Here is a 26,515-nt window from a genome sequence, read left to right as displayed (position 1 = left end):
TCAACGAATAAAAAAGCAGAGAGGCCACCGGCCCGCCCACGATGCCGTGGTGCAGGCCGCCCCATCCATGACCCTGTTGAATCGCCGCCAGCTCGCGCTGCTCGCCCTGTCCCAGCCCCTGATCCAACCGCTCACCGCCTGGGCGCAGGACAGCCCCGATCTCGCCGCCGCGCTCGAACAGCCCGACGGCGCCGAGGCGCTGGCCTGGGTGCAGGCACGCACGGCCGAGGCCCGGCAGCTGATCACCGGCCTGCCCGACTACACGCGCCGCTACGAGGACACGCTGTCGGCCGTGTCCGCGCGCGACAGCAACATCCAGTTCGTGCGTCCGCACCGCGGCCACCTCTACAACTTCTACAGCACCGCCAGCCAGCCGAATGGCGTCTGGCGCCGCACCACGCTGGAGGAATACCGCAAGGAGCGGCCCTACTGGCAGGTGCTGATCGACCTGGACAAGCTCGGGCAGCAGGAGGGTCGCGCCTGGACCTTCTCCTCCTACGTCCTGAGTCCGAACGGCGAACGCGCGCTGGTCTACCTCTCGCCCGGCGGCGCGGACCGCACCGAGGTGCGCGAATTCGACCTGCCCTCGCGGCAGTTCGTCGCGGCCGGTTTCCGCCTGCCGCTGGCCAAGCAGTGGGCCGACTGGTACGGCGACGACGAAGTGCTGGTGGCCACCGAGTCCGCCGGCGGCGCGCTCAGCCGCAGCGGCTACCCGCTGACGATCCGTCGCTGGCGCCGCGGCAGCGCGCTGGCCGAGGCGCCCGAGCTGGTGCGCGGCGAGGCCACCGACATGAGCATGTCGATCGACACCCTCGACCCCAGGGACGGGCGGTCCGCCGCCGCACTGGTCGGACGGCGCCTGAGCTTCTTCCAGAACCGCTACCAATTGCTGCAGGGCGACACGCTGTCGCCGCAACTGGACCTCCCGCTGGATGCGACCACCTGGCTGAGCGAAGGCTGGCTCGTGGTCTGGCTGCGCAGCGATTTCGACGACGGCACCGCGCGCCACCCGGCGGGCAGCGTGCTCGCAACGCCCATCGCCACCGCCACGCAGCCGCAGCGCCGCTTTCACGTGCTGCTGTCCACGGCACCGCGCCAGCGGCTGATCCGCTGGGAGCGCGTGCGCGACGGTTTCGCCATTGCATGGTCCGACAACCTGCAGCCGCGCCTGGTGTTCCTTCGCTGGACCGGCGAGACCTTCGAGCCCCGCGAAGTGGCGCTGCCCGACACCGGAGTGATCGGCATCCGCGCCGACCGCTCCGACCAGAACGACCTGGTGTGGCTCACCACGCAGGCACCGCTCGTGCCGCAGACTTTCGGGCTCATGGATGTCGCCGAGCCCAAGCCCTGGGCGCCGCTCAAGCGGCAGGCCACCTTCTTCGATGCCGCGGGCCTGAAGGCGCAGCGGCTGGAGGCGCGCTCGGCCGATGGAACGCTCATCCCCTACACGGTGATCGCACCCGCCGCGCTGGTCATGGATGGCCAGGCGCCGACGCTGCTCTACGGATACGGCGGCTTCGGCATCGCGCTCGAGCTGGACTACCAGCGCATACCCGGCATCAACTGGCTGCGCTACGGCGGCGTCTACGTGCTGGCGCACATTCGCGGCGGCGGCGAGTTCGGCTCCAGCTGGTACGAGGCGGCGAAGGGAACGCGCCGGCAGGCCGCGTTCGACGATTTCATCGCGGTCGCCGAAGACCTGGCGCGGCGCGGCATCACGCGTCCCCGGCGGCTGGGCATCTACGGCGCGAGCAACGGCGGCGCGCTGGTGTCGGCCGTGCTGGTGCAGCGGCCCGAACTCTTCGGCGCCGCGGTCGCGCGCGTGCCGCTGACCGACATGCTCGAGTTCACGCGCTTCACGGCGGGGCCGTCGTGGATCGAGGAGTACGGCGACCCGGCAGTGCCAGCGGACCGCGCGGCGCTCGCGCGCTGGTCGCCGCTGCAGAACCTTCGCGAAGGCGTCGCCTACCCGCCCACGCTGTTCATCGGCAACCGCAACGACGACCGCGTGCACCCTTCGCACGCGCGCAAGATGGTGGCGCGCATGCGGGCGCTGGGCCATACGCAGACGTGGCTGTACGAGGAATCCAGTGGCGGGCACCTGGGCCGAGCGACGCCGCAGTTGCTCGCCACGCGCGAGGCGCTGCTGCATACCTTCCTGATGGGCATGCTGCAGCGCAAGGCCGACGAGCCCGCCGCCTGAGCCGCCTCGTTCAGGCGCCGCCGAAGCGGTAGCTCGACACCACGAGCCCGCCCATGAACGCGTCCTCGTGATAGATGCGCTCGCCGGCCTCGCCTTCGGCCGCGCCGACCGCGACCATCAGCGGGATCAGGTGCTCCTCGCGCGGATGCGCCATGCGCGCGGCGGGCGCCGCTTCCCAGTTCTGCAGATGCGCGGCGCGCTCGGCCGGCGCGCCCTTCACCACGGCGGCATCGAGCCAGTCGTCGAAGGCCTTCGACACGCCATGCGCCTGCGGGCCGAAGTTGCGCAGGTTGTGATAGCTCAACCCGCTGCCGACGATCAGCACGTCCTCGTCGCGCAACGGTGCGAGCGCGCGGCCCAGTGCCAGGTGCTCGGCCGGATCGAGCCCGCGACGCAGCGACAACTGCACCACCGGCACGTCGGCCTTCGGGTACATCGCGGCCATCGGCGAGAACATGCCGTGGTCGTAGCCGCGCTCGGGGTCGATCTGCACCGGCAGGCCGGCGGCCGCGATGAGCGACTGCACGCGCTGCGCGAGTTCGGGCGAACCGGGTGCGTCATAGCGCACCTCGTAGGTATGGGCCGGGAAGCCGCCGTAGTCGTAAATCATCGGCGGCTTCGGGTTGCCCTGCACCGTGAAAGCCGGGGCCTCCCAGTGCGCCGACACCATGAGGATGGCCTTGGGCGTGCGGCCGATCTGCCGCGGCATGTCGGCGAGCGAGGCGGCCAGCTGGTCGTAGGTGGCGCCCATCTCCTTCTTCATCCAGGGCCAGGGGCCGCCGCCGTGGGAGATGAAGTAGGTGGGGAGACGGGATGCGGTGTTGTCGTGGGTCAAGTCGATGCTCCTTCAAGCGTTGAATCGACTGTAGACATTTCCTCCCGAGAAATCGACAGGCTACGATGCATGGAATCATTTCTCCAGAGGAAACCATCGATGGACCGCATGACCAGCCTGCGCGTGTTCCGCGAGGTCGTTGAGGCCGGCAGCTTCACGGCCGCGGCCGGGCGGCTTTCGATGTCGCCGCCCATGGCGAGCAAGCATGTGGCGCAGCTCGAGAAGTCGCTCGGCGCGCGCCTGCTGCACCGCTCCAGCCGCCACCTGAGCCTCACCGAAGCCGGCACCGCCTGGTACGAGCAGAGCCGCCGCGCGCTCGACCTGCTCGATGCGGCCGAGGCCGCCATCGGCCAGACGAGCGAGGCGCCGCGCGGCCAGCTCAAGGTGAGCGCGCCGGTGTGGTGTGCCACGCCGCGCTTCGCACGCGTGCTCGCCGATTACCGCGAGCGATTCCCGGAAGTGCTGGTCGACATGCACCTGGAGAACCGCAAGGTCGATCTGGCCGCCGACGGCTACGACCTCGCGTTGCGCGCCACGCAGGAGCCTTCGCCCGCGCTGATCGCGCGGCCACTGTGCCGCGTGCCCTTTCATCTCGCGGGCACGCCCGACTATTTGAAGCGCATGGGCGGCTGCCCCGCGCTGCCGGCCGACCTGTCGCGGCTCGGCGCGATCGTGCCGAGCTATGTGAACCTGGACAACCTCGCGCTCAAGGGGCCGGGCGGGCGGATGCTGCCGCTGCGGCTCACGCCAGCGATGCGCTCGGACGACACCACGCTCACGCTGCACGCGGTACACGCCGGAATGGGCATCGCGTTCATGCCGCTGTGGCTCATCGACGACGACCTCGCAGAAGGCCGTCTCGTGCGGCTGCTTCCCGACTACGAGGCCGAGCCCGTCACGCTCTTCGCGGTGTACACCAGCCGGCAGTACATGGCGCCCAAGCTGCGTACTTTCATCGACTTCCTCGGCGAGCGGCTCGGCGCGCTGGAACCAAAGGCAACGCCGCATGTCACGGCGAAGCCACGCAGAAGATAGAAGAACGCACCTTTTAGGGGCAAGGTCATGCGGGCACGGCTAAAGTCCAAGGCTCTCTGGGAGACCGTGTCCTTGTTCCGCTTCTTCGAAAAACTCCTTCACCCCTACCCCGCCGCCGAACCGCCACTGCCGCCGCAAGGCTTCTTCGCCTTCCTGTGGGCCTGCACGCACGGCGTGCGCGGCAAGATCGCCGTCATGGCGGTGCTCACGGCCATCATGTCGATCTTCGAAGCGGCGCTGTTCGCCATCCTCGGGCGCATCGTCGACTGGCTCGGCGGCCAGGTGCCGTCGCGGCTGTGGGCCGAGCGCGGCGACATGCTGCTGTGGATGGCCGCGGTGCTGGTGATCAGCATTCTTGTGGTGGCGCTGCAGACCATCGTCAAGCACCAGACGCTGGCGGTGAACCTGCCGATGCGCCTGCGCTGGAACTTCCACCGGCTAATGCTGGGCCAGAGCATGGCCTTCTACCAGGACGAGTTCGCGGGCCGCATCACGGCCAAGGTGATGCAGACCGCGCTCGCGGTACGCGACACCATCTTCGTGCTGGCGGACGTGCTGGTGGCCATGGGCGTGTACGTCGCGACCATGATCATCCTGGTGGGCGTGCTCGACGCGCAGCTGGTGTGGCCCTTCGTCATCTGGCTCGCGCTCTACATCGGTTCGCTCGTGTACTTCGTGCCGCGCCTGGGCAAAGTCGGCAAGGCACAGGCCGATGCGCGCGCGCTCATGACCGGCCGCGTGACCGATGCCTACACCAACATCGCGACCGTCAAGCTCTTCTCGCACACGCAGCGCGAGGCGGGCTTCGCGCGCGATGCGATGCGCGAGTTCATGCACACGGGCTACGGCCAGATGCGCCTGGTGAGTGCCTTCGAGATCGTCAACCACACGCTGAGCATGGGCCTCACGGCCGGCATGGCGGGCACGGCGCTGTGGCTCTGGTCGAACGGCACGGTCGGCGTGGGCGCGGTGGCCGCCGCCACCGCAATGGCGCTGCGGCTGCAGGGCATGTCGCACTGGATCATGTGGGAGATGACCAGCCTGTTCGAGAACATCGGCACCGTGCAGGACGGCATGAAGACGCTGTCGCGCCCGCGCACCGTGCTCGATGCGGCCGATGCCGGCGTGCTCGACGTGCCGCGCGGCGAAGTGCGCTTCGACCATGCGAGCTTCCGCTATGCCGACGCGGGCCGCCGCGTGATCGACGACCTGAACCTCACGGTCAAGCCCGGCGAGAAGATCGGCTTGGTCGGCCGCTCGGGCGCCGGCAAGTCGACGCTGGTGAACCTGCTGCTGCGTTTCCATGACCTGGAGAGCGGCCGCATCCTCGTCGACGGGCAGGACATCGCACATGTCACGCAGGATTCGCTGCGCAGCCACATCGGCATGGTCACGCAGGACACCTCGCTGATGCACCGCTCGGTGGCCGACAACATCGCCTACGGCCGGCCCGATGCGACGCTCGCGCAGATCGAGGCGGCGGCCCGTCGCGCCGAGGCGCACGACTTCATCCAGACGCTGGGCGATGCGAGCGGCCGGCGCGGCTACGAGGCGCACGTGGGCGAACGCGGCGTGAAGCTCTCGGGCGGTCAGCGCCAGCGCGTGGCGATCGCGCGCGTGATGCTGAAAGACGCGCCGATCCTCTTGCTCGACGAAGCGACCAGCGCGCTCGACTCCGAGGTGGAAGCCGCGATCCAGCAGAGCCTCTACACGCTGATGGAAGGCAAGACCGTGATCGCGATCGCGCACCGGCTCTCGACCATCGCGGCGATGGATCGGCTCATCGTGCTCGACGAAGGCCGCGTGGTGGAAGAAGGCGACCACCGCACGCTGATGGCGCAGGGTGGTTTGTATGCGCGGCTGTGGGCGCACCAGAGCGGCGGCTTCCTGGGCGATTCGCTCGACGGAGAAGAAGCGCTCAGGGCCTAGCCGAACCCGACCCGGTACAGATGGAACGTCTGCCGGGTCTGGAACCCGAGACGTTCGTAGAGCCCGATGGCCGTCGCGTTGTCTTCGCGAACATGCAGGAAAGGCGTTTCGCCACGCGCGCGTATCTCGCGGCGAAGGATGTTCATGAGGCGGCCCGCGATGCCCTTGCCGCGGTTCGCGTCGGTCACGCAGACCGCGCTGATTTCGGTGTACCCGTCGAAGCGCATGCGCTCGCCCGCCATCGCGACGAGGCGGCCGCCGTCGCGGATGCCGATGTAGCGGCCCATCTCGTGCGTTCGCGCGCCGAAGGGGCCGGGCTTGGTCTCGAGGGCCAGCTCCAGCATCTCGGGCGCGTCCGAGGCGCCCAGCCGGAGCACCTCGTCTTGCGCGACGCTCGGCGCTTCGCCGGTGTCCACCATCTGACACACGGCAAACAGGCGTTCCGCGTGCATCCTTTCCGCCGGCAACAGCGGATCGAGGACCGTAAGCAGCACGTGTTCGCCCGGTGCGACGAGCCGGCCAAGCTGCCGGAATGCCTCGGGCGTCGTGTTCGCCACGCTGGCGAACGCGGCGACTTCCGGGTGATAGCGCGCAGCGAGCGCTTCGCACCGCCCCAGATGCGCCTGCTTCGTGGCGAGGGCGAACCATGTCGGGTTGTCGAGCTGCCTTTGATCGGGATGTTTCGTCATGCGCCCAGTTTAGGCAGCGGGCTCGCGTTGGGCTACAGTCGCAAACGACATCTTTGATGCGATTCACGACATGAAACTTTGCATCCTTGCCCTCGACGGCGCGTTCGACACCGGCATCACCGCGCTGCTGGACACCTTTGCCACGGCGAACGAACTGGCCATGCTCCAGGGGGCGGCGTCACCGCCGTTCGACGTGCGGCTCGTGGGCGTCAGAAGGCGCATCCGCACGGCCATGGGCTTCACCACGGCGGTCGAGCCGGCGAGCACGCTCGGGCGGCCCGACTGGGTGGTGGTGCCGGCCTTGAACGCCAAGCAGCCCGCGCGCCTTGTCGAGGCACTGGAGCGGCGCGATGTGCGCGAAGCCAAGGAGCACCTGCGCGCTTGGCATGCGGAGGGCATCGGCATCGCGGCCGCCTGCATCGGCACGTTCGTGCTCGCCGATGCGGGGCTGCTGGACCACGGCGAGGCGACGACGACCTGGTCTCTCGCGCCACTTTTTCGCCAGCGCTATCCGGCGGTGAAGCTGGACGATTCGCGCATGGTCATCACATCGCGCGGGGTGGTGACGGCGGGCGCGATGATGGGCCACCTCGACCTGGCGCTCTGGCTGGTCCGGCAGGCCAGTCCCGAGCTGGCGGCGCGCGTGGCCCGGCTGATGCTGGTCGACAGCCGCTCGTCGCAGGCGCAATACATCATTCCGGACTTCGTGGCCCATGCCGATCCGCTGATGGCGAAGTTCGAGCGCTGGTCGCGCGAGCATCTGGCGCAAGGCTTCTCGCTGCAGGCTTGCGCGGAGGCATTGCACGTTCACCCGCGCACGCTGCAGCGCCGGATGGAATCAGTGCTGGGCAAATCGCCCCTCGCGTTCTTCCAGGACCTGCGGATCGAGCACGCCAAGCAGCTCGTATCGTCCGGCGGCGACCTCGAGCGGATCGCGGCAGCGGTGGGCTATGCCGATGCCTCGACTTTGCGGAACCTCTTGCGCCGCAAGCTCGGGCGCGGCGTGCGAGAGCTTCGCGCGGAGATGAAATAGCAGCCGTGCCGGCGCATCAGGTCGGCAGCGCGCCGACCTCGTACTGCGCCGCGAACTCCCCGCTCGGCGGGATCGGCTTGATGATGTCGATCAGCACCCCGTTCGGGTCGCGCGTGATGAAGTGGCGCTGTCCGAAGGCCTCGTCGCGCAGCGGCAGAAGAATCGGCAGGCCGGCCGCCTTCAGCCGGTTGTGAACCGCGTCGGGGTCGTCCACCTCGAAGTTCAGCAGCAGCCCGCCCACCACCTGTCCGCGCGCCGGCGCGGGAATGGTCTCGTGGTGGCCGTCGAGCACGGCCAGGTTCACCGAAGGCTCGCCCTCCAGTTGCAGGTGCACATACCAGTCGCTGGTGAAGAGCGGCACGAAACCGAAGTGCGATTGGTAGAAGGCGGCGGTGCCGGCCACGTCCCCGGTCATGACGACGGGGTAGTAGCTCTTGACTTTCATGGGAAGCATGGGACGGTCCTTTCATAAAACATACAGACTGTACGTACGTTAAATACTAACCTACAGACAGCCTGCATGTAAATTACCTTCCATGGCCACCAACCGCGAACGCACCGAAAACACCCAACTCGCACTGATCGAAGCCGCCCGCGCGCTCTTCGTCAGCAAGGGCTACGGCGACACCTCCACCCCTGAAATTGCGTCGGCCGCGGGCATCACGCGCGGCGCGCTGTATCACCACTTCGCGGACAAGCGCGACCTGTTCCGGCAGGTGCTCGCGCGCGAGGCGATGGCGGTCGCGGCCGACATCGAGGCCGCTGCCCCCGAACAACTGGGCCCGCGCGAAGCGCTGCTCCAGGGCAGCGAGGCTTACCTGAACGCCATGACCATGCCGGGCCGCACACGGCTCTTGCTGGTCGACGGCCCGGCCGTGCTGGGCATGGCCGAGGCCATGGCGATCGACGATGCCAACGCGGCGCAGTCGCTGCGCGAAGGACTGAAACGCGCCGGCATGGGGCGCGGCGAGGTCTCGGTCGATGCGCTGTCGCAGTTGCTGTCGGCCGCCTTCGACCGTGCCGCGCTGGAGATCGATGCGGGCGCCGACGCCAGGGAGGTTCGCGCCGCCATGCGTTGGCTGGTCGAGCAGGCGCTGGGACCTGTCAAGAAACGCTGACCGGCCCTGGCCCTCAGACGATCCCGCGCCCGCCCATGCGCACGGGCCACTTGGCGACCGTGCCGCGCTGCATCGATTCGAGCGTCGTCTGCGTGAACACGTTGATGCTCACATGCCGCGCAAGGTAGTGCTCCAGCACCAGGCCCAGCAGATAGGGGCTTGTGCCCGAGAAGCCTTCTTCATCCACGCTCAGCGTGCACTGCACGCCACGCCCGTAGATCAACGGCCCCGAGCCCGGCAGGCGCCGCGTCACGGGCTCGATGCGCGAGCCCACGAGGCTGTCGATCTGCCGGCGCAGCACGTCGCTGTCGGCCGACACGAACAGCCGCAGCATGTCGCGCAGCGCCTGAGCGCCCTCGCGGTGCGGCATGTCGGCCAGCGGCAGGTGGTTGAAGCCGAGCTGGCGAATCAGCCGCCATGCGATCTCGCGCTGCGCGAATGGCGACTTGGGGGTGCTCGGCGGGCGGATCAGTCCCACCGCCGACACCGGGATCGAGTCGGACACCGCGAGATCGGCGTGCCCGTTGCGCGGCACCAGGCACGGCAGGTCGCGGTTCGTGAGCATCGCCTTCACCGACAGGTAGCGCAGGCTCTCCGGATACGGCGCCTCGTGCTGGTCGACCAGCGAGAGAAACACCTCGGTGCCGATGTACGGCGTACGCGTGCCGTACTTGCGCGCGGTGTCGGACACGAGCCGCGGCTCGCGGCGCACCGAGAAGTAACGGCCGTGGTTCCCCTCGTCTTCGTTCAGCGTCTGGTAGAGCGGGCGGAACTCCAGCTCGGCCGTGGTCTGCGCCTGCTGGCCCGCGATGCGCTGGACCGAATAGACCTCAAAGTCGAGCGGGCGCGAACGATCGGGCACCAGGTGGAACTCGGGTTGCGCCGCGTTGAGTTCGACGCGGTCGGTGCGCCGCTCGAACAGGTTGACCACCGGCGTGCTGAACAGCGCGAACTGAGCCGCATCGACCAACGAGCCCAGCGCCGCCGGCGGCTTGCTCAACAGCACGAGGATCTCGACCTCCTTGCCCTGGGCCCGCGCGAGGCCCGGCGCCAGCTGGGTCAGCGTGAAGAAGTAAAAGCGCTCGGGGCAGGCGAAGTATTCGTGCAGAAGGTTGTGCCCATGGAAGGTGTTCCACGCGAGCGGCAGCAGCCCCTGCCCCGGCGCCAGCCCTTCATGCACCAGCGCCCCTTCGGTCACGACGTGCGGCCGCTCCATCAGCTTGCCCGGCTCGCCGACGAAGGTGGCAACCGCCGAGGTGTGCAGCAGCTCGAACAGATGCGAGGCCACATGCTCGTTGCCGCGCAGGTAGATGGGCAGCCGGTCGAGCCCGACCAGCGCGCCGAAGCCCATTTCGCCCACGGTGCGCAGCCGCAGGCGAAGCGCGCCCGACACCTGCGCATGCGGCGGCAGGTAGCGCTCGAGCGCAGGAATGTCGGGCGGCGCGCCGGTGAGCTTGGCATCGACGATCTCGATGGGCCACAGCGTCACGTCCTGGCTCGAGCGGAATTCGCACGGCGTTTCCTCGCCAGCCGGCACCCGGGCATGAAAGGCCGTGCCGCGCGGCACCACGAAGCCGCGGGTGAAGTCGCCCTCCTTCACGCTCGGGTGCAACTGCGCCACCGCCATCGACGGCGTGGGGCTCAGGTAGTTGGGGTACAGCACTTCGAGCAGCCGCTGGGTGAAGCGCGGAAACTCCGCGTCGAGCTTGATCTGCATGCGCGCCGAGAGAAAGCTGAACGACTCGATGAGCCGCTCCACATACGGATCGGCCACCTCGATGCCGTGCATGCCGAGGCGCCGCGCGATCTTCGGGTGCGAAGCGGCGAACTCGCTCGCGGCCTCGCGCATGTAGACCAGTTCCTTGTTGTAGTAGTCGAGAAGCTGCGGGTCCATGGCGGTGTGATTTCCCTGAGTGAAGTTGTTTGTCGTGATGAAAGGTCAGCGCGATGAAGAGATCACGCGCATGCGGTTGGTCTCCAGATCGACCGCGCTCTGCACGGTGAATGCCAGCGGGTAGGGCTGCAGATGGATCAGTGCGCGAATCTCGAACAGCAGCACGTTGTATTCGCCGGCCGCGCCGCCCTCCTTCATCAGCGGCACGACCGTCACCGTCTCGGGAATCAGCCGCGGCTCGTAGTCCTGGATGGCGCGGCGGATGATGCGTTCGATGTCGGCCCACCGGCGCTCCGACAAGTAGCTGCCCGCCAGCGGCGGCACGCCGAAGTTGATGGTCGAGGACGCCGCATCGGCATGGTGGGCGCGGTCGATCAGGTCTTCGGCGTTGGTGGTGTTGAGAAGGTAGGCCAGATCGCGCTGCACGATGCCGCGCATCTGCGCGGGCGTCACGGCGTACTCGGAGGGCAGTTCGCTGGTGCGGCTCGGGGCTTCGTCGCGCAGGCGGTCGAACAGCGTGGGGAGCAGTTGCGCGTTGGGATGCGCGGCCGGTGCATCGGCCGGACGGAGTGAACGGGCGCCGGGATGCGCAGGATGGGCGCCGGTGAAGGAAGACTGCTCGGCAGGTCGCATGGCTGGGCCTTTCTGGAAGGGCCAGAGTCTTGCGTGGATGCGGGTGGCGCATTGCAAACAATGGTCACATCCTGCGGTGTGCGCTGACAAAGGCGCGCAAAGCGGGGATTTGTCATGAGCGCAGCGCCAAGGGTGCATCAATCAGCGCTTCGCAAGTCCTACAGCACTGGCCGCCCCTCGCCGACATCACCCACGCCACTGAAGTCTCATCCTTGATTCGTCCCAATCAACGAGGAGTCCTCGCGTGAATTCCATCATCTATATCGTCGGTCTGGTCGTGGTCGTTGTGGCCGTGTTGTCGTTCTTCGGCCTTCGCTGAGAACGCATCGCGCTTTTCGATCCGACATCCCTTCGAGAACGGGGCCGTACGCGGCCCCGTTTCTCGTGGGCGCCCGCAAGGCGCCGGGCATAATTCCGGCGCCCCGGCACTCCGCAGGGCACGACCAGCGAAGGGACCCTGTTGACCGACACCGCGTTGCGCGAACCTGCCTTTCCGGATGCGGTGATCACCGAGGCGATCCGATGGACCGAAGAGACCGGTCCGCTCGACGACGTGCAGGCCCTGCGCACCGCCGCTTCGCGTGCGAACGACGGCCATGCCCGCATCACCGAACGCGCCCTGCACCTGGGCGAACGCATCGGGCTTCAATCTGAAATGACACGCGCCCGCCAATGGGCGCCCTGGGTGCTGCTCGCGCTGGTGGCGCTGATCGTCGTTGCGGGGCTGGGCCTCGCGGGCAATGTGGTGGGCGGTGGCGAGCGGCACATCAACGTGATCGTCGCGCTCGTCAGCTTGCTGGGCCTGCATGCGCTCACGCTGCTGCTGTGGCTGATTGGCCTGTGGCTGCCGGCGGGGTCGTTCGGTACCGCGTCGCTCGGCTGGATCTGGATGTCGCTCACCGCGCGCGTGGCGGGCGGCAAGCGCGGCCAGGCGCCGCTGCTGATGCGCGCGACCACCGGGCTGCTGACCCGCGCCCGCTTGCTGCCCTGGGCCTTCGGGCTCGTGAGCCATGGCATCTGGTCGCTGTCGTTCGCCGTGGTGCTGGCCGCGATGCTGTTCGCGCTGGCCTTTCGCAGCTACACGTTGAGCTGGGAGACGACGATCCTCGATCCGGCCTTCTTCGTGCGCGCGGTGCAGGTGCTGGGCTGGGCGCCTTCGCAGCTCGGCTTTCCGGTGCCGGACGCGGCCACGGTTCTCTCGACCACGCCGGGCGCCGCAGGCCAACGCACCTGGGCGATGTGGCTGACCGGCTGCATCGTGGTCTACGGGCTGCTGCCGCGCCTGGCGCTGGTGTTGCTGAGCACCGCCATCTGGCGTGCCCGCCGCAAGGCGCTGCAGCCCGACTGGAGCGCGCCCTACTACCGCAAGCTGCTGACGCGCTTCGCCGCGCTGGCGCCGGCCGCCATCGTCGATGCGGACCCGGGGCGCACACGCGGCGCCGCGCCCGCCCGGCTGGCGCCCTCCGAACTGCGGGACGCGCTCTTCGTCATCGGCTTCGAGCTGCCGCCCGACGTGCCGTGGCCACCCGCCGGCCTGCCCGCCGATGCCACACAAGTGCTGCGTATCGACGGGAGCGCCCCCGCCCGCCGCGCGCTGCTCGACCAGTTGGCGCAGGCCCGCCCGCGCGCCGTGCTGCTGGTGTGCCACGCCGCATCGAGCCCCGACCGCGGCACCGAACGGTTCCTCCGCGAAGTACTCGCACATTGCGGCGAATGCCGGCTCTGGCTTGCCGATGCATCCAGCGATGGCGCGGCCACCCGCTGGATCGACTGGCTGCGCGACACGGGCCTCGAACGCATCGCGGCCAGCGACAGTCTCGACACCGCCTTGCAAGGACTGGTCGCCACATGACGCAAGAAGCCATCCGCATCGCCGTCGTCGGCCACACCAACGCGGGCAAGACCTCGCTGCTGCGCACGCTCACGCGGCGCGTCGGGTTCGGCGAGGTGTCGCAGCGCCCTGGCACCACCCGCCATGTCGAATCGGTAGATCTCGATGTGAACGGCGAGGCGGCGGTGCGCTTCTTCGACACGCCGGGCCTGGAAGACGCGGTGGCGCTGCGCGAGCATCTCGCGGGCTTCGATGCGGGGGCCACGCCGCCCGAGCGCATCCGCCAGTTCCTGCAGGGGCCCGAGGCGCACGGCGTGTTCGAGCAGGAAGCCAAGGTGCTGCGCACCATGCTCGATATCGACGCGGCCTTTCTCGTCATCGACGTGCGCGAGCCGGTGCTGCCGAAGTTCCGCGACGAGATCGAGCTGCTCAACTCCTGCGCGCGTCCTGTGCTGCCGGTGCTGAACTTCGTGCGCGATGCAGCCAGCCGCGAGCCGGCATGGAAAGAACTGCTCTCGGCCTACGGCCTGCATGTGCAGGTGCGTTTCGATGCGGCCGCGCCTTTCGTCGGCGCCGAGCGCGACCTGTACGACGACCTTGCCACGCTGCTGCGCGACCGGCGGGACCAGCTGCGGGGCGTGGCCGATTTCCTCGACACCGAGGCCGCGCAGCGCCGCCAGTCCGCCTGCGCGCGCATCGCCGGATTGCTGGTCGATGCGGCCGCCATCCGCCGTACCGTGTCGGCCACCGAATTCGCCGACGCGGCGCGGCGCGAAGCGCTCGTCACAGCCCTTCGCAAGACCGTGTTCGACAAGGCCCAGCGCTGCACCGACGACCTGCTGGCGCTGTACGGCTTTCGCCAGGGCGATGCCGGCGAGGCGCCGCTGCCGATCGTCGAAGGCCGCTGGACGCTCGATTTCTTCAGCCCCGAAGCGATGAAGGACGCGGGCCTGCGTCTCGGCAAGGGCGCCGTCATCGGCGCTGCCGTGGGCGTGGTGGCCGACCTCGCCGTGGCGGGCATCTCGCTCGGCGCGGGCGCGGCATTGGGCGGCGCCATCGGCGGCGCGGTGTCGCAGGGCTGGGGGCCGCTGGGCCGCAAGATCGCCAACAAGCTGCGCGACGTGCATGAAGTGACCGTGGAAGACGGCGTGCTCTTCACGCTGGTTGCCTGGCAGCTCAAGCTCACCCAGGCGCTGGAGCAGCGCGGCCACGCAGCGACGCAGCGCATCGCCGCCGACACGCCCAAGGACGGCGATGCGCCCACGCGCGCCGCAGCCGCTGCGGTGCGCGGTGCGCAGGCCGCGCGCAACCACCCCGAGTGGGAATCGACCGGCATCGCGACCCGCAGCTTCTGGCGCCCTTCGCCGCAGCGCGAAGCGCTGGTTGCCGATCTCTCGCGCACGCTGCTGCCCGCATTCGACGCCTGACGCCGGGCTTGACTTGCAGCCGGCGTTGGCCGGCTCCTACGCGCCAACCGCTGCAAACGGTCCAGCTTTCCAACGATGTTCACCGGCACATCGAAAGGAGACCTCATGGCCGTCGAATGCAAGCTCCTGTCCACCCCGCTCATCGGGCGCATCTGGGAAGGCCGCACCCCCATCGCACGGGCGGACGAATACCTGCGCTACAGCGTCGAGCACGGCATCGCGGAGATCGCGAAGAAGCCCGACTGCCTCGGCGTGCAGTACTTCCGCAAGCTGAACGGCAACGTGGCGGAATTCCGCACCGTGTCGTTCTGGCGCTCGATCGACGAGATGCAGGCGATGCACGCCACGCGCGGCGATCCGCTGCGCGTGGCGCCCCTGGCGCGTGACCCCGAGTTCCTGCTGGAACTGCCCGAGTTCGTGGACCTCGTCGAGGTGCACGTCAACGCGTTCGGAAATCGTTGAGCAGAGAAGATCGATCAGTTCGCGCCTGAGCCCAGCGCCTGCAGCTTCGCGTAGTCGCCCGGCCGCGCGCCGAACTGCTCGGGCGTCGAGCGCTTGGCGATGCGTTCGAGGAACGCCTGCCTGTTGACCGGCGAGACGGTCATGCCCTTGCCGCGCAGGAACTGCTCGTCTTCGAGCTCGCCGGCGATCACGCCGACGTTGGTCCACTTGGCGGTTTCCACCAGCGTCTTCTCGACCATCGCCTGCTGCGGCGGCGTCAACTTCGCCCATGCGGCCTTGCCGATGACGATGCCCAGCGTGTCGTAGATGTGCCCGGTCAGCTGCACGTATTTCTGCACCTCGTAGAGGCGCTTGTCCTTCACCGTGCCGAGCGGGTTCTCCTGCGCCTCGACCTCGCCCTTCTTGAGCGAGCTGTACAGGCTCATGAAAGGCAGCGTGATCGGCTTGGCATCCAGCGCGGTGGCGAAGAGCTGGTAGGCCGAGGCATCGGGCACGTACAGGCGCAGGTCGCGGAAGTCCTCGGGCTTCTGCAACGGCTTGCTCGACGTGACCTGCCGCGCGCCGTAGTACACCGAGGCGATCATGCGGTTGCCGCTTTTCTCGTCGTAGCCCTTCATCAGCTCCGCGAGCAGCGGGCTCGCGAGGTACTTGCGCATGTGGGCGAGGTCCTTGAAGGCGAAGGGATAGCTGCCCAGCCGCAGCGGCGGATAGACATCCGCCAGCGTCGCCTGCCCCACGTAGGCGATCTGCATGGAATCGTTCGCGAGCATCAGGGCGAAGTCGCCCTCCTGCCCCAGCTTGGACGAGGGCACCACCTCGATCTTGATCTTGCCCTCGGACTGCTCGCCGATCTTGCGCGCCGCCAGCTCCGCCTGCTGATGAAAGATGCTGCCGGGCTCGAAGACGTGGCCCCATTTCAATTGCAGCACCTGGGCCTGGGCGGCCGCGCTCGCGACAACGCCACCCAGTGCCATCAGCAGGACGCCCGCCAGGCGCCACGGCAAGAAGCATTTCATGAACTCTCCCTCGGGTTGAGAAGACCTGTCCCGTGCAAATTGCGCGCCAGTGCAAGGGCTCGGCCACCGGAAGAAGCCCGGCGAACGGATCGTAAGGATTTGAAACAAAGGTGGTAACCGGGGTTTGCCCGACTGCGACATGCCGCGAGGCCCGGGCTGCCGCCGCATTTAGGATGCGTGCCTCGCACCGACACAACCACAAGCGACCGACATGCAGATCACCCAGGGAATTCTTCGCCGGCTCCTGATCGCGGTCATCGCGCTGCTGCTCCAGCCCGCGGCCATGGCACAGCCGCAAAGCGCCTACCTGTCCGTGGCTCGACAGGGCGATGCCTATGTGCTCACCGTGCCGGCCAGCAAGCTGAGCCTTGCGATTCCGTCGCGCGGCCTCAGCCAGATCGACCCGAAGGCGGGCGGCGCCACGCAGAGCCCGAGGTATTTCTTTTTCACCGACGCAACGCGCGGCCTGACCATCTCGGGCTGGTTCGAGCCGGCCGCCCAGTACCACGGCCTTGAATTCACCTGGCAGACCGATCAGGCCGAGTGGAGAAAAATCGGCCTCCGGGCACCGACCGATGTCTCGTTCGACAAGGTGGGCGACTGGGACGTCGTGTTCTACGAACAACCGACGTCCGCCATTTCCAACTCGCACGTCCGGGCCCATCTGATCCGCGCGGGCACCTGGATCGACGTGCACATTTCCGTCACGACCAAAGGTGCGGGAAGCTCGAACCGCCAGGCGGCGACCGCGTTTCTCAATGCGCTTGCCGTGTCGCAACGCGAGTGACCACCACACCATGAGCCTCTCGTTGCGCGCGCTGCGCGCCGACATCACCACCCTGCAGGTCGACGTCATCGTCAACGCCGCGAACTCCTCGCTGCTCGGCGGCGGCGGCGTGGATGGCGCGATCCATCGCGCGGCCGGGCCAGACCTCGTTCACGAATGCCGGTTGCTGGGCGGCTGCAAGACGGGCGACGCCAAGCTGACCAAGGGCTACCGGCTGCCGGCCAGATTCATCATTCACACGGTCGGGCCGGTGTGGCGCGGCGGCATTTCGGGCGAGCCCGCGCTGCTGGCGGCCTGCTACCGCCGCGCGATGGCGATTGCACAGGCGCACGCGGCGCAAAGCATCGCCTTCCCGAGCATCAGCACCGGCATCTACGGCTATCCGATCGAACTGGCCGCGAAGACCGCCGTTGCCACGGTGCGCGCCGCGGCGGACGAAGCGCTGTCCGTGCGCGAGGTCGTCTTCTGCTGCTTCTCCCCAGCCGACCTGGCGGTGTACGAAGCGGCGCTCGGCGATGCGGGCGCGCCCGGCGTCTAGCCTCTACCGCACACGCAAGAATCTTTATCTTGTGTCCTTGCCCCAGCCGCTTCAACGCACACGCCCCACGGGCAACACTGCGCACGAGAGCGAACTGGAGACGACACAAGATGAAAGCCCACCGATTCCCGCGCAGTCGGCCGAACAGATCCAGTACGAGGTGGCGCGCTGGAAAAAAGTGATCGCCGAGTCCAATATCAAGTCCGACGAATAACAGACAACCCACGAACACCCATGTCCGATTCCCCCTTCGAGCCCGACGACACCTCCCCTGACAACAACGCCGGAATGCGCAAGGGCCTGACCAGCTACGGCGACCGCGGCTTCTCGCTGTTCCTGCGCAAGGCCTTCATCAAGGGCGCGGGCTACACCGATGCGGCGCTCGACCGTCCCGTGGTCGGCATCGCCAACACCGGCAGCGCCTACAACCCGTGCCACGGCAACGCGCCGCAGCTCATCGAGGCGGTCAAGCGCGGCGTGATGCTCGCGGGCGGCCTGCCGATGGACTTTCCGACGATCTCGGTGCACGAGAGCTTCGCCGCGCCGACCAGCATGTACCTGCGCAACCTGATGTCGATGGACACCGAGGAAATGGTCCGCGCGCAACCCATGGACGCGGTGGTGCTCATCGGCGGCTGCGACAAGACCGTGCCCGCGCAGCTGATGGGTGCGGCTTCGGCCGGCCTGCCGTCGATCCAGCTCATCACCGGCTCGATGCTCACCGGCAGCCATCGCGGCGAGCGCGTGGGCGCCTGCACCGACTGCCGGCGCTACTGGGGCAAGTACCGCGCGGGCGAGATCGACATCGAGGAAACCGCCGACGTCAACAACCAGCTCGTGGCGAGCGTGGGCACCTGCTCGGTGATGGGCACGGCCAGCACCATGGCCTGCATCGCCGAGGCGCTGGGCATGACGATGCCGGGCGGCGCATCGCCACCGGCGGTGACGGCCAACCGCATCCGCATTGCCGAGCAGACCGGCGCGCAGGCGGTGCAGATCGCGCGCGACCGGCTCACCATCGACAAGGTGCTGACCCCTGCCGCATTCGAGAACGCGATGCGCGTGCTGCTGGCCATCGGCGGCTCGACCAACGGCATCGTGCACCTGGCCGCCATCGCGGGGCGCATGGGGCTGGACATCGACCTGCACGCGCTCGACCGCATGGGCCGCGAGACGCCGGTGCTGCTCGACCTGAAGCCCTCGGGCCAGCACTACATGGAAGACTTCCACGCCGCGGGCGGCATGGCCACGCTGCTGCGCGAACTCAAGCCACTGCTGCACCTGGACGCGCTCACGGTCACCGGCCGCACGCTCGGCGAGGAAATCGAAAGCGCCGGCCCGGGGTTCAGGCAGGACGTGGTGCGGTCCTCGAACCAGCCGATCTATCCGCAGGGCGGGATCGCGGTGCTGTGGGGCAACCTTGCGCCGGGCGGCGCGATCATCAAGCAGTCGGCTGCGGACCCGAAGCTCATGGAACACGAAGGCCGCGCCGTGGTGTTCGAGAACGCCGAAGACCTGGTGACGCGCATCGACAGCGATGCGCTCGACGTGACGGCCGATGACATCCTTGTGCTCAAGAACATCGGCCCCAAGGGCGCACCGGGCATGCCCGAGGCCGGGTACATCCCCATTCCACGCAAGCTCGCGCGGGCCGGCGTGAAGGACATCGTGCGCATCTCCGACGGCCGCATGAGCGGCACCGCCTTCGGCACCATCGTGCTGCACGTCACGCCGGAGTCGGCCATCGGCGGGCCGCTGGCCTATGTGCAGAGCGGCGACCGCATCCGGCTCAGCGTGGCGAACCGCGAGATTTCGCTGCTGGTGTCCGACGACGAACTCGCGCGCCGCGCGAAGGAAACGGTGGTGGTCGAGCCGACGGCCGACCGGGGCTACAAGAAGCTCTTCCTGCAGACGGTGACGCAGGCGGACAAGGGCGTGGACTTCGACTTCCTGCGCGCGCCGAACACGGTCGGCAAGGTGCCGCGTAGCTAACTGAAGACGGCCTGTGCCTCTGCCAGCAGCGCCTGCGCGAGCGCCGCGCGCGGTCCCTGCGCCGCCCAGATGAGTCCCACGCGCCGCACCGGCGCGCGCTCGGGCAACGGCACGCGCGCGATGTTCATGCCGGCGCGCCACATCGGCGCCCAATCGGGCAGCAGCGCCACGCCGAGGCCTCGCCCCACAAGCGCGGCGACAGCCATGAGGCTGTCGATCTCCAGCCGCTGTCGCACGCGGATGCCGTGGTCGCGCAGGTACCGGTCGGCGAGCTGTCCACCCAGCACCGAACGGTCGTAGCGAATGAACGGCTCGGCGGCCAGCAGCTCGTGCGCCGCGCGATGCGCCATGGCCTCGGGCGCCACCACCACCAGCGGCTCCTCGAGCAGCGTCTCGAAGCTGCAGCCCTTGCCGACGGCGAACTGCGGCTCGACCACGATGGCCGCATCGAGCGCACCGCTCGCCACCTGCCGGCACAGTTCCACCGAACTGCCGGGCGCCACGAACACCGAGAGATCGGGAAAGCGCGCGTAGAGGCGTTCGAGCACCGGCGGCAGCACGCCGGTCAGCGCCGAGATGAACACGCCCAGCCGCAGCTCGCCGAGCGAGACGCCGCCGCTCGTTGCGGCACGAAGGTCGCGCACATCGCGCAGCACGTTGCGCGCGCGGTCGAGCATCTTCAGGCCCGCCTCGGTGGGGCGCACCGAGCGGCCGGCGCGCTGGACCAGCGGCACGCCGATGTCGTCTTCGAGCGCCTTGACCCGCGCGGCGATCGCGGCGGGCGTCAAGTCGAGCCGGCGCGCGGCCTCGGCCATCGAGCCCAGTTCGACCACGGCAACAAAGCTCTGCAGGTATCGCGTATCCATGCGCGCGAATGTACGCGCCGCGCCGACGCCGCTCGGTCTCAGGCGGCGATGGGCGCCATCTCCAGGAACGGCGTGATGTTCCGCATCGCGCGCTCGACGTACTCTTCCTTTTCTCCGACGGGTGCCACGTAGTGCATCGCGCTGCGGGCCTCTTCGATGCCGACGAGGCGGGCGATGACCCAGGCGGCCAGGTATTGCGACGCGAGGCAACCGCCCGCGGTCGCCACGTTGCCGTTGGCGACGAAGGGCTGGTTCAGCACGGCAACGCCGGCCGCCTCGACCCATGGCTTGGTCGTCAGGTCCGTGCAGGCCGGAACGCCATCGAGCAGTCCGAGCTTCGCCAGCACCAGCGCGCCGGAACACTGCGCGCCCAGCAGTTGCCGCGACGGATCGAGCTGCAGCTGCGCCATCAAGCCCGCATCGGCGACCACCTCGCGCGTCTGCCTGCCGCTGCCGACGATGACCGCATCGGCTTCGCTGGCCTCGCGAAGCGATGCCTGCGCCTCGAGCACCACGCCGTTCATCGAACGCACGCGCGCGGTCGGGCTCGCGATCGACACGCGCCAGCCCGGCGTCTTGATGCGGTTGAGGATGCCGAGCGCGATGAGCGAGTCGAGCTCGTTGAAGCCTTCGAAGGTGAGGATGGCGATGTGCATGGACCGCATCGTAGGCATGTCGATCAATACAATCAAAAAATTGTCATGGATACATTGCCGCATGCCTCAAGCCCGCTACAAGCAGTTGGTCGATGCGCTCGCCGCGCAGATTCGCGAAGGCAGCCTGCCACCCGGCACGCGCCTGCCGACGCTGCGCAAACTTGCAGCGCAGAAGGGCCTGGCCCTCGTCACCGCGAGCCGCGTCTATGCAGAACTCCAGGCCATGGGGCTGGTCAGCGGCGAGACCGGCCGCGGCACCTTCGTGCGGGAGAGCCTGCTGCCCCGCGGCCTTGGTATCGACCAGCATGCGACGGCCTCGGGCATGGTCGACCTCAACTTCAACTACCCGTCGCTGCCGGGCCAGGCCGAGATGCTGCGCGCGGGCCTGCGCCAGCTCGCCGCCTCGGGTGACCTGGAAGCGCTGCTGCGCTACCAGCCGCACGGCGGGCGCCCGCATGAGCGCGCGATCGTGGCTGGCCATCTCGCCTCTCGTAGCCTGGCTGTGAATGCGGACCAGGTGATGCTCGTTAGCGGCGCCCAGCACGGGCTGGCCACGACCGTGATGGCGCTGCTGCAACCGGGCGACGTGGTCGCGACCGATGCGCTCACCTATCCGGGCTTCAAGGTGCTGGCAGAAGCGCACCGCCTGGAACTCGCGCCGATTCCCGCAGCCGGCCACGGCCCCGACCTCGATGCGCTGGAGCGGTTGTGCAAGAGCCGCCGGGTGCGCGCCATCTATGCGATGCCGACGCTGCACAACCCGCTCGGTTGGGTGATGGGCGCGAGCCGGCGGCGGCAGCTGGTGGCGATCGCGCGCCGGCACGGGCTGCTCATCATCGAGGACGCGGCCTACGCCTTCCTTGCCGAAGACGCGCCCGCGCCGCTGGCCGCGCTGGCTCCGGAGTCGACGGTCTATGTGTCGGGCATTTCCAAGAGCATCGCGACCGGATTGCGCGTCGGCTTCGTCGCCGCGCCCGCCGAGTGGGTGCCTGCGATCGAGCGCGCCATCCGGGCCACCACCTGGAATACGCCCAGCGTGATGACTGCCATCGCCTGCGGCTGGATCGAGGACGGCACCGTCACCCGCCTCGAGGCCGAGAAACGCAGCGATGCGATGGCCCGGCAGGCGATTGCCGCCGACGTGCTCGCCGGCATGCAGTGCGTGCGCCATCCGTCGTCCTACTTTGTGTGGCTGCCGCTGGGAGAAGAGGTGCGCGCCGACCAGGTGACCAAGGCGCTCATGCACGACGGGATCTCGGTGTCGACAGCCGAACCGTTCGCGACGTCCACACATGTGCCGCACGCCATTCGCCTGGCACTGGGGTCGGTGGGGCTGGACGTGCTGCGTGACGCGCTGGCGCAGGTCAGGCGCGTGATCGACGCGCACACCTATTGAGGCTTCGGCATCCGGGCCACACCGCCCGGGCCGGTCACCGTGCCGTCACGGGCCAAACCTAGCATCCGCCGGCCTTCGTCCCTCAAAACAATCGAAAACCAACATGACAAAGAATGTTCCTGCGCCCGCTCCCCGTCCGCTGCGCGCGGCCCTCGTCGCCCTCGGCGGCAGCCTCGTGATCGCAGCCTGCGGCGGCGGCGGCAACGACGGCCCGGTGTTCCCGATCATTCCGCCGGCACCCGCTCCGGCGCCGGCACCGGCGCCCCAGCCTTCGCCGCTGGGGACGCTCGACGGCTCCGTGCCGCTGGTCATCGGCCACCGGGGCCTCCCAGGCCTGTTCCCCGAAGAAACGCAGAAGGCTTATGAGGCAGCGGCCGATGCCGGCGCCGACTCGCTCGAAACCGACCTGCACCTCACCAAGGACTGCGTGCTCGTCGCGCGCCACAACCCCTGGCTGAGCGACAACACCAACGTCGTCGAAGTTGCGAAGACGAACCCCACCGTGGCCGCCCGCAAGCGCACCGTGCCCGGCGTGCTGGTCAATGTGAAGTACCCGCCGATTCCCGCGAACGGCCCGACCCAGTACCTCAGCGACCTGACCGACCCCAACGATCCGAAGTCGGTGCTCAAGTCGCTCGTCGTCGACGGCGAACCGCATTTCGGTCCGGACAAGACCGGCGACTGGTCGATCACCGACTTCACGATGGCCGAACTCAAGCAGTGGCTCGGCGGCACCACCTACGACGCGGCCGACCAGCGCCCCACCGAACTCAACGGCAAGCTGCCGATCCTGAGCTTCCAGGAAGTGATCGACATCGCCAAGGCGAAGTCCAAGTCCACCGGCCGCGCGCTCACCGTGTACCCTGAAACCAAGAACCCGATCTGGAACAACGCGCAGGCCATCGCCAACGGCTGCGGCCCCGCCGGCAGCCACCCGCTCGAGGACGCGCTGCTCAAGGCCATGAACTTCAACGGCCTCAACAGCAAGGACGCGCCCATCTTCGTGCAGAGCTTCGAGCCCGAGAGCCTGAAGTACCTGCGCTCGGCTGGCCTGAAGGCCCGCGCAGTGCAACTGGTCGACGGCAACGACGTCAACTACCAGACCGGCGAAATGATCTACGTCACCAACGACGTCTACACCTTCGTCGACGGCCGTCCTTACAGCTGGACGCTGGCCGGCAACCCGAAGTGGTTCGGCGAGATGCTCACGCCCGCGGGCCTCGCAGAGGTCAAGACCTATGCCGACGGCATCGGCCCCTGGAAACCGCAGGTGATGGCGCACACCATCGTGCCGTTCGTCGCGGGCAAGGGCCTGGCCGACGTGAACACCATCAAGCCCACCTCCCTGATCGCCGACGCGCACAAGGCCGGCCTGTTCGTGCACAGCTACACCTTCCGCAATGAAGCCAAGTACCTCGCTGGCATCTACAAGGGCGACCCGACGGCCGAGTACCTCCCGTATTTCCGCGCAGGCATCGACGGCGTGTTCTCGGACTTCGCGAACACGGCCTTCGCGGCACGCCAGACCTACCTGAAGGAAACCGGCCGCTGAGGCCGGGGACGGCAGGCGGCACGCATGTATCCAGGCGAACGACTCAACGGATACAGCCACCTGCTGGGCCTGGTGCTCGCGCTGCCCGCGGCAGCGCTGCTTCTGGCCAAGACCGTACCGACCGGCGACCCCGCACGCATCGCAGGGGCGCTGGTCTTTTCGCTTTCGGCCGTGGCGCTGTATGCGGCCTCGACGCTGTTCCACAGCACGCGCGGGCGCCTGAAGCGCGTGTGGGAGCGGGCCGATCATTGCGCGATCTATTTGCTGATTGCCGGCACGTACACGCCCTTCGCGCTTGTCACGCTGCAGGGCTTCTGGGGCTGGCTGCTGCTCGCGACGATCTGGGGCGCGGCGTTCTACGGCATCTGGCGCGAACTGCAACCGCCGAAGACCGATGCGCCGCAGAAGCCGCCGCTCGCGCTGTACATCGGCATGGGCTGGCTCGGCGTGCTCGCGGCCGTGCCGCTGGCGGCGCGCCTTGACGGCGGCGGGCTCGCGTGGTTGCTGATCGGCGGGGTGCTGTACACCGCCGGCACCGTGTTCTATCGCAACAGCTTCGGGCTGCGGCATGCGCACGGGGCGTGGCACCTGTTCGTGCTGGCGGGGACGGCGAGCCACTATGTGGCGGTGGGTTGGTTTGTGCTGTAGCCGCGACCCGGATCAGGCCAACGCCCCCACCGCAATGCGCGTCGCCGACGCCACGACATCGTTGCGCCCCTTCGCATCCTTCTCCGGAAACGTCAGGTACACCGCCAGCACCAGCGGCGCGCCGGCCGGCGGCCAGAGCACGCCAACGTCGTTCGTCGTGCCGTACGAGCCGGAGCCCGTCTTGTCGCCCACCTTCCAGCCCGCGGGCACGCCGGCCAGGAAGCGTTCAGTGCTGGTGGTGTTGCCCAGCAGCCAGGTCTTGAGTTGTTCGCGCTGCGCCGCGCCCAGCGCATTGCCCAGCACCAGCCGCTCGACGCTGGCCGCCATGGCCGCGGGCGTGGTGGTGTCGCGCAGATCGCCGGGGATGGCGGTGTTGAGTTCGGTCTCCCAGCGCTCGAGCCCGAAGACATCGTCGCCCGATGACCGCGCAAAGGCCGTCACCGCGGGCGGACCGCCCAGCATTTTCATCAGCAGGTTGGCTGCGCCGTTGTCGCTGTACTGAACCGTGGCGGCACACAGCTCGGCCACCGTCATCCCCGTTGCGACGTTCTTCTCGGTGATAGGCGAATAGGTGACCAGGTCACCCTTGCTGTAGTTGACGCGGCGCGCGAGAAAGCCGCTCTCCTTCGCGCTGCGCTCGAGGACGGCCGCGGCCAGCATGAGCTTGAAGGTGCTGCAGAGTGGAAAGCGTTCGTCCGCGCGGTGCTGAACGCGCGCCCCGGTGGCGGTGTTGAAGCCGACCACGCCGAGCCGACCGCCCGATGCGCTTTCGAGCGCGGCGAGCTGCGCCGAGGCATCCTGCTGCACCCCCTTGGCGGACCACGCGGTACAAGCACTCGCGAGCGGGAGGACGGAAGCTGTGAGCAACAGGGTGCGGCGATGTACGAGAGGGTTCATGAGTTGTCTGGCGGTGAATGGAACGAGCCCTCATCGTAGGAGCGCCATCGTGCGCGCCCAAGTGCGCCACCGCTCAATCGCGTCTCGCGTGTATCGGGTGTAACGGATCGGCTCTTTTATTAAACCAAGTGGTTGAATTATTTGCGGGATGCATCTATATTCAACTTCATGGTTGAACTAGATGACGAACGGCTCGACGCCGTGTTCCACGCCCTCGCCGACGGCACGCGCCGCACCATGCTGCAACTGCTGGCCCAAGGCGACTGCAGCGTGGGCGAGCTCGGTGCGCCGTTCCACATGTCTTTCGCGGGCGCGTCCAAGCACGTCAAGACGCTGGAGCGCGCGGGCCTGGTCTCGCGCACCGTGCTCGGCCGGGCGCATGTCTGCCGCCTCGAACCGGCGGCGCTGGCCACGGCCGACGCGTGGCTGCGCCATTACGAAGGCTTCTGGAACACCCATCTCGACGCGCTGGCAGAGGAGCTGCGGCGCGACGCATCCGGCAAGTGAACGAACCCCTCAAGGAGCGCAATCCCATGACCCTCAAGCACAGCCTCGGTACACAGATCGAGCCCGCCACCCTGCGCGTGGAGCGCACCCTGCCCGCGCCCGTCGAGCGCGTGTGGGCCTACCTCGTCGACCCTGAAAAGCGCAGGACCTGGCTGGCCGGCGGCTCCATGGCTCAAGCGGCAGGCGGCGTGTTCGAGCTGCGCTTCCAGCACACCGAACTCTCCGGCGAAGAAGCGCCCGAGCACTACGCGGCCTACCGCAAGACGCACATCCAGAAGTCGCGCGTGCTGCGCATCGAGCCGCCGAAGCTCCTGACGATCAGCTGGGGCAGCGAGAGCGACACCGCCTCCGAAGTCACCTTCGAGCTCACACCGAAGGGCGACAGCACGCAGCTCGTGCTCACGCACCGGCGCCTGCCCGACCGCAAGGAAACGGTGAGCGTTTCGAGCGGCTGGCACGCGCACCTGGATGTGCTCGACGATGTGCTCAACGAGCGCAAGCCTCAAGGCTTCTGGACGAACCTGCAGGAAGCAGAGAAAGCCTACGAAGCGCACATCCGCTGAAACAACTG

26 protein-coding genes are annotated in these 26,515 nt (G+C 68.3%); 17 read left to right on the top strand and 9 right to left on the bottom strand.

The genetic code is table 11. The features are described 5' to 3' along the window. Positions 1-67 precede the first annotated feature (67 nt). On the top strand, positions 68-2,203 hold the full coding sequence (locus tag GNX71_RS12575; RefSeq protein WP_206178621.1) for a prolyl oligopeptidase family serine peptidase: 2,136 nt from the start codon (positions 68-70) through the stop codon (positions 2,201-2,203). A 10-nt stretch (positions 2,204-2,213) separates the two neighbouring features. Here the strand turns inward: GNX71_RS12575 and GNX71_RS12570 are convergent, their stop codons facing one another. Continuing rightward, positions 2,214-3,038 carry a class III extradiol ring-cleavage dioxygenase gene (locus GNX71_RS12570; RefSeq protein ID WP_206178620.1) on the bottom strand — a complete coding sequence of 275 codons (825 nt, stop codon included), beginning with the start codon at positions 3,036-3,038 and terminating at the stop codon, positions 2,214-2,216. A gap of 99 nt (positions 3,039-3,137) precedes the next feature. Here GNX71_RS12570 and GNX71_RS12565 point away from each other — a divergent pair, with 99 nt between their 5' ends. Both GNX71_RS12565 and GNX71_RS12560 read left to right on the top strand, forming a co-directional pair. Continuing rightward, complete coding sequence (locus tag GNX71_RS12565; protein WP_206178619.1) at positions 3,138-4,073, top strand: LysR family transcriptional regulator; 936 nt, start codon at positions 3,138-3,140, stop codon at positions 4,071-4,073. Positions 4,074-4,100: 27 nt separating this feature from the next. After that, the gene (locus tag GNX71_RS12560; protein ID WP_277401891.1) at positions 4,101-6,002 is read left to right on the top strand and encodes an ABC transporter ATP-binding protein; all 1,902 of its coding nucleotides are present in this window, start codon (positions 4,101-4,103) and stop codon (positions 6,000-6,002) included. On the opposite strand, the gene GNX71_RS12555 is transcribed toward GNX71_RS12560, so the two are convergent. Continuing rightward, positions 5,999-6,691, bottom strand: coding sequence for a GNAT family N-acetyltransferase (locus tag GNX71_RS12555; RefSeq protein WP_206178617.1), 693 nt, complete (start codon positions 6,689-6,691; stop codon positions 5,999-6,001). The two genes, GNX71_RS12560 and GNX71_RS12555, sit on opposite strands and share 4 nt — an antisense overlap. 70 nt (positions 6,692-6,761) lie before the next feature. Between GNX71_RS12555 and GNX71_RS12550 the strand changes: the two genes are divergently transcribed. Beyond that, positions 6,762-7,724, top strand: coding sequence for a helix-turn-helix domain-containing protein (locus GNX71_RS12550; RefSeq protein ID WP_206178616.1), 963 nt, complete (start codon positions 6,762-6,764; stop codon positions 7,722-7,724). 16 nt (positions 7,725-7,740) lie between these two features. Here the strand turns inward: GNX71_RS12550 and GNX71_RS12545 are convergent, their stop codons facing one another. After that, positions 7,741-8,169, bottom strand: a complete 429-nt coding sequence (locus GNX71_RS12545; protein ID WP_206179440.1) for a VOC family protein — start codon at positions 8,167-8,169, stop codon at positions 7,741-7,743. 91 nt (positions 8,170-8,260) lie between these two features. On the opposite strand from GNX71_RS12545, the gene GNX71_RS12540 reads away from it, so the two are divergent. Beyond that, positions 8,261-8,842 (top strand): TetR/AcrR family transcriptional regulator, encoded by a 582-nt coding sequence (locus GNX71_RS12540; RefSeq protein ID WP_206178615.1) that lies wholly within the window; start codon positions 8,261-8,263, stop codon positions 8,840-8,842. 13 nt (positions 8,843-8,855) lie between these two features. Here the strand turns inward: GNX71_RS12540 and tssF are convergent, their stop codons facing one another. Next, a complete protein-coding gene (gene tssF / locus GNX71_RS12535; RefSeq protein WP_206178614.1) occupies positions 8,856-10,736 on the bottom strand; it encodes a type VI secretion system baseplate subunit TssF in 1,881 nt (626 codons plus the stop codon). Positions 10,737-10,781: 45 nt separating this feature from the next. Continuing rightward, positions 10,782-11,369, bottom strand: a complete 588-nt coding sequence (gene tssE / locus GNX71_RS12530; protein WP_206178613.1) for a type VI secretion system baseplate subunit TssE — start codon at positions 11,367-11,369, stop codon at positions 10,782-10,784. 460 nt (positions 11,370-11,829) lie between these two features. Here tssE and GNX71_RS12525 point away from each other — a divergent pair, with 460 nt between their 5' ends. The 3 genes from GNX71_RS12525 to GNX71_RS12515 all read left to right on the top strand — a co-directional run bounded on the left by GNX71_RS12525 (position 11,830) and on the right by GNX71_RS12515 (position 15,089). Continuing rightward, positions 11,830-13,221 (top strand): DUF2868 domain-containing protein, encoded by a 1,392-nt coding sequence (locus GNX71_RS12525; protein WP_206178612.1) that lies wholly within the window; start codon positions 11,830-11,832, stop codon positions 13,219-13,221. Then, complete coding sequence (locus tag GNX71_RS12520) at positions 13,218-14,627, top strand: GTPase/DUF3482 domain-containing protein (RefSeq protein ID WP_206178611.1); 1,410 nt, start codon at positions 13,218-13,220, stop codon at positions 14,625-14,627. Before GNX71_RS12525 ends, GNX71_RS12520 begins: the two co-directional genes overlap by 4 nt. A 105-nt stretch (positions 14,628-14,732) precedes the next feature. Continuing rightward, the gene (locus tag GNX71_RS12515) at positions 14,733-15,089 is read left to right on the top strand and encodes a hypothetical protein (RefSeq protein ID WP_206178610.1); all 357 of its coding nucleotides are present in this window, start codon (positions 14,733-14,735) and stop codon (positions 15,087-15,089) included. A 14-nt stretch (positions 15,090-15,103) separates the two neighbouring features. Here GNX71_RS12515 and GNX71_RS12510 read toward each other — a convergent pair whose 3' ends face one another. Next, positions 15,104-16,105 carry a sialic acid TRAP transporter substrate-binding protein SiaP gene (locus tag GNX71_RS12510; protein ID WP_206178609.1) on the bottom strand — a complete coding sequence of 334 codons (1,002 nt, stop codon included), beginning with the start codon at positions 16,103-16,105 and terminating at the stop codon, positions 15,104-15,106. Positions 16,106-16,316: 211 nt separating this feature from the next. Between GNX71_RS12510 and GNX71_RS12505 the strand changes: the two genes are divergently transcribed. Genes GNX71_RS12505 through GNX71_RS12490 form a run of 4 tightly spaced genes read left to right on the top strand, consistent with a single transcriptional unit; the run spans position 16,317 to position 19,422 of the window. Then, the gene (locus GNX71_RS12505) at positions 16,317-16,892 is read left to right on the top strand and encodes a hypothetical protein (protein WP_206178608.1); all 576 of its coding nucleotides are present in this window, start codon (positions 16,317-16,319) and stop codon (positions 16,890-16,892) included. Between the two features lie 10 nt (positions 16,893-16,902). Next, positions 16,903-17,430, top strand: a complete 528-nt coding sequence (locus tag GNX71_RS12500) for an O-acetyl-ADP-ribose deacetylase (RefSeq protein WP_206178607.1) — start codon at positions 16,903-16,905, stop codon at positions 17,428-17,430. A 37-nt stretch (positions 17,431-17,467) separates the two neighbouring features. Beyond that, positions 17,468-17,644: a hypothetical protein gene (locus GNX71_RS12495; protein WP_206178606.1), complete on the top strand. Its 177-nt coding sequence runs from the start codon at positions 17,468-17,470 to the stop codon at positions 17,642-17,644. Positions 17,645-17,664: 20 nt separating this feature from the next. Next, a complete protein-coding gene (locus tag GNX71_RS12490; RefSeq protein WP_206178605.1) occupies positions 17,665-19,422 on the top strand; it encodes an IlvD/Edd family dehydratase in 1,758 nt (585 codons plus the stop codon). Here the strand turns inward: GNX71_RS12490 and GNX71_RS12485 are convergent. Then, positions 19,419-20,288, bottom strand: coding sequence for a LysR family transcriptional regulator (locus GNX71_RS12485; RefSeq protein ID WP_206178604.1), 870 nt, complete (start codon positions 20,286-20,288; stop codon positions 19,419-19,421). The genes GNX71_RS12490 and GNX71_RS12485 overlap by 4 nt on opposite strands. Before the next feature lie 38 nt (positions 20,289-20,326). Next, positions 20,327-20,944, bottom strand: a complete 618-nt coding sequence (locus GNX71_RS12480) for a DJ-1/PfpI family protein (RefSeq protein WP_206178603.1) — start codon at positions 20,942-20,944, stop codon at positions 20,327-20,329. Between the two features lie 61 nt (positions 20,945-21,005). Between GNX71_RS12480 and GNX71_RS12475 the strand changes: the two genes are divergently transcribed. The 3 genes from GNX71_RS12475 (at position 21,006) to GNX71_RS12465 (ending at position 24,540) form a co-directional block, all read left to right on the top strand. Further along, positions 21,006-22,340, top strand: coding sequence for a PLP-dependent aminotransferase family protein (locus tag GNX71_RS12475; RefSeq protein WP_206178602.1), 1,335 nt, complete (start codon positions 21,006-21,008; stop codon positions 22,338-22,340). A 103-nt stretch (positions 22,341-22,443) separates the two neighbouring features. Beyond that, complete coding sequence (locus GNX71_RS12470; protein ID WP_206178601.1) at positions 22,444-23,892, top strand: glycerophosphodiester phosphodiesterase family protein; 1,449 nt, start codon at positions 22,444-22,446, stop codon at positions 23,890-23,892. Positions 23,893-23,916: 24 nt separating this feature from the next. Beyond that, a complete protein-coding gene (locus GNX71_RS12465; RefSeq protein WP_206178600.1) occupies positions 23,917-24,540 on the top strand; it encodes a hemolysin III family protein in 624 nt (207 codons plus the stop codon). Positions 24,541-24,552: 12 nt separating this feature from the next. Here the strand turns inward: GNX71_RS12465 and bla are convergent, their stop codons facing one another. Further along, entirely contained in the window at positions 24,553-25,437 is an 885-nt protein-coding gene (gene bla, locus GNX71_RS12460) for a class A beta-lactamase (protein ID WP_206178599.1), read from the bottom strand. 168 nt (positions 25,438-25,605) lie between these two features. Between bla and GNX71_RS12455 the strand changes: the two genes are divergently transcribed. Further along, entirely contained in the window at positions 25,606-25,944 is a 339-nt protein-coding gene (locus tag GNX71_RS12455) for a metalloregulator ArsR/SmtB family transcription factor (protein ID WP_206178598.1), read from the top strand. A gap of 26 nt (positions 25,945-25,970) precedes the next feature. Beyond that, positions 25,971-26,507, top strand: a complete 537-nt coding sequence (locus tag GNX71_RS12450) for an SRPBCC family protein (RefSeq protein ID WP_206178597.1) — start codon at positions 25,971-25,973, stop codon at positions 26,505-26,507. Positions 26,508-26,515 lie beyond the last annotated feature (8 nt).

The organism is Variovorax sp. RKNM96 (assembly GCF_017161115.1).
Classification (GTDB): Bacteria; Pseudomonadota; Gammaproteobacteria; order Burkholderiales; family Burkholderiaceae_C; genus Variovorax.
The sequence above is the reverse complement of the archived record's forward strand: the minus strand, read 5'-3'. Positions and strand labels throughout refer to the sequence as shown.